General features: G+C 65.9%; 3 protein-coding genes and 1 pseudogene. 3 read left to right on the plus strand and 1 reads right to left on the minus strand.

Annotated elements, in window-relative coordinates; genetic code table 11:
* Positions 1-229: 229 nt before the first annotated feature.
* Positions 230-499: a hypothetical protein gene (locus ACIBJF_RS52925; protein WP_356316946.1), complete on the minus strand. Its 270-nt coding sequence runs from the start codon at positions 497-499 to the stop codon at positions 230-232.
* A gap of 217 nt (positions 500-716) precedes the next feature.
* Between ACIBJF_RS52925 and ACIBJF_RS52930 the strand changes: the two genes are divergently transcribed.
* The 3 genes and pseudogenes from ACIBJF_RS52930 to ACIBJF_RS52940 all read left to right on the plus strand — a co-directional run.
* Complete coding sequence (locus ACIBJF_RS52930; RefSeq protein ID WP_356316948.1) at positions 717-1193, plus strand: Hsp20/alpha crystallin family protein; 477 nt, start codon at positions 717-719, stop codon at positions 1191-1193.
* A gap of 193 nt (positions 1194-1386) precedes the next feature.
* Positions 1387-1779, plus strand: a complete 393-nt coding sequence (locus ACIBJF_RS52935) for a hypothetical protein (protein ID WP_399185043.1) — start codon at positions 1387-1389, stop codon at positions 1777-1779.
* A 508-nt stretch (positions 1780-2287) separates the two neighbouring features.
* Positions 2288-2410, plus strand: a pseudogene (locus ACIBJF_RS52940) (phosphotyrosine protein phosphatase); the annotation flags it as partial.
* Positions 2411-2573 lie beyond the last annotated feature (163 nt).

A 2573-nucleotide genomic window follows, 5' to 3' on the forward strand; every position in this document is an offset into this window, starting at 1 on the left:
CATCCGACCGACGGCGAGCCGGTCAACGCTGCCCAGAACCACCGACAACCATCGGAAATACCCCGCTTGACACACTCCGCCCCTTCAGGAATGACAATTACTCCGATTTCGCTGCGGTGTTTTGTAGCCAAAAACAGCGTACGTCTCCGACGTGGGCCTGGACGAGCAGAGCGCAATGAGGCTGTTTACTCCTCAGGAAGGCGCCCGCGGCGGCGACCGCGCTCCAAGCTCACTCACCGCGCATGGCGTCTGACGTCGGTGGTAATCCCAACGCTTCCAGCACGGTCGGCATCACGGTGGACGAGTCCCCAGTGGCCACCCACCGGAAGTGGGCCACCATCATCAGGTCGTCGACGCTCTCCAGTACGAAGCCATCCACGACGCCGAGCCCGCCCGGGCGGGCCCGCACTACGACATCGCCCGGTTCTCCCTCGTTCGCGATCTGCTGGTAGTTCCCGATGCCGGGACAGCCCGAGAACGTGTACACCCAGTGACCCATGCCTGACATCCTGCCCGGACCAACGATTACCCCCGCGTTCAGGCACGAAGGCTGTGGATCTCATCCGCCGGAAGAGATTAGGGGTCTCTTGATCAGCCAAAAAGTTTGCGGTTGAGAGATCTGGCCCCGGTCGCCAGCCGCCCGATTCGCGGGCCATGGCAAAGCTGCGCAGCATGGAAGCAACGCCAATGCCATCGATTCGCGGAGGTGAACCGCGATGGCACTGCCAATACACCACTCGGCCGGCCGGATCCAGGAGAGGCCGTTTCCCACCCTGATCTGGGGCGAGCCGATCGCCGCCGAGTTCGATGATCTCTACGAACGGATGAACCGGTTTCTGGAGGCCGCCAGGATTACGCCCGCCGTCGGGGCCTGGTCACCCATGGCCGATCTGCACGAAACGGACGACGCCTACGTGGTCGAGGCCGAGCTCCCCGGAATCAAACGCGAGGATATCGACATCGAGGTCAGCGAACGGGAGCTGGGTATCACCGGTGAGTGCAAGGAGCGCGAGCGAAAAGGCGTCCTGCGTCGCAGCAGCCGACGCACCGGCCGCTTCGAGTACAGGGCGCTGCTGCCGGCAGACGTAAAGGCCGAAGACATCACAGCGACGCTGGCCGACGGAGTACTGACCCTCACCGTGCCCAAAGCCAAGGCGGCCACGCCGCGCCACATCGAGATCACCCAAGGCTGAGACGGCAAGAACGGCGGTGGGGCGGGCGCCCGACCCCACCGCCCGGAAGGGGGGACCATCCCGCTCCCAGGCAATCCCCTCAGTCGGCTGCGACAGGGCCTACCGGACCCCGTCCAGTCCGAACGTCGCCACCGCTGAAGCCCAGCCACAGCGAGAGCCCCGCTGTGCAACTCACAAAGACACACCGATTCCCATGACTGGTATCTACGCACTGATCCGCCCCGACGGGCAGCTGGAGTTCCACGACGGCGTCCCGGACCAGATGTTGAAGGACACGGATCCGCAACACAGTGCCCCGGCGGCCTTCACCATCCAACATGCCGAGTGGTGCAGCCCACGCGGCCTGCACGGCCACGTGAGCGGCATCTCCTGCCTGGCCAGCTACCCGCCGAACCACATCGCCGGCCCGCTCGTGGCCGCCCTCGGCGGCCCGGACCAGTACATCTTCGGGAACCTGACGATCTGCGGCAGCCAGATCGCCTCTGGCAACGACGAACCGATCCTGTGCGGCCTCACCGACGCACAAGAGAGGCTCATCCATGACGTCCACACCGCAGTCTCCCAAGAAATCGCCCATAGCACGTAGGCGCGGGGTGCTCCCGCCAACGGGCGGAAGCAAGTAATGGGAGGTCTGTCACCGTCGACGAGGCCTGGGCAGGCTGACCGGGCCGTACGCGCCGGGCGCTGGGCGAGGAGTGTGACGGCCCGCACCTGGCGCCCGGTCTGCCGTCACGTGGCCGCGTAGAGCCACACTCCGTGACAAGTCCAGCCCCGCGGGACAGGGATCAGTGTTGGTGGGAATCGAACACGGTTCCCACCTTCGGCTGCGAATCAACCGCTGTCCGCGCAATCGTGCCGTGCCGCGGCTCCCGGCGGCCACATCTGCTCGGCCGAGCGGAGCCAGTAGAGGTCTCGCAGACCCTGGCCGCCGGGCTGTGACACCGGCTTCATGTTGCTGCCGGTCGCGTTGGCGGCAATCAGGTAGCCGATGTTGGGGCTGTGCCCCGTGTTGAAGTAGTAGCAGCTGCGCGAGAAGGAGCCCTGTACGTAGCGGACGGGCTGGAACCACGTCCTGAACGGGTGGATGGTGCCACTGGGCCCTGGAAGACCCGGCCGGCAAGGGCGTTGAAGCCGTTCGTTCGCTCCGCGACGAGATCAAGACCCGCATCGAGGCCCTGATCGCCGAGATCGACATCACGGCGAAGCACCAGGACTGACGCTCCGCGCCACCAGCGAGGCGAGCAATGTCGGCCTCACCTCGCTGGACGCTCGTTGCGGTACAGCATTGAAGGCTCCCCTCCCTGAAGGGAGGGGATGCGTCGCCCTCCAGGGCTGAGCGGGGATTTACGGCTCAGGCCGCCACCGGAGCCGGCGGCTCGG

It is taken from the genome of Streptomyces sp. NPDC050743 (assembly GCF_044456925.1).
Lineage (GTDB): Bacteria > Actinomycetota > Actinomycetes > Streptomycetales > Streptomycetaceae > Streptomyces.

Bases quoted from the DNA above. Each gene is read 5' to 3' on its own strand.
- ACIBJF_RS52930 (WP_356316948.1), top strand. From the start codon at position 717: ATGGCACTGCCAATACACCACTCGGCCGGCCGGATCCAGGAGAGGCCG.
- ACIBJF_RS52935 (WP_399185043.1), top strand. From the start codon at position 1,387: ATGACTGGTATCTACGCACTGATCCGCCCCGACGGGCAGCTGGAGTTC.
- ACIBJF_RS52925 (WP_356316946.1), bottom strand. From the start codon at position 499: ATGGGTCACTGGGTGTACACGTTCTCGGGCTGTCCCGGCATCGGGAAC.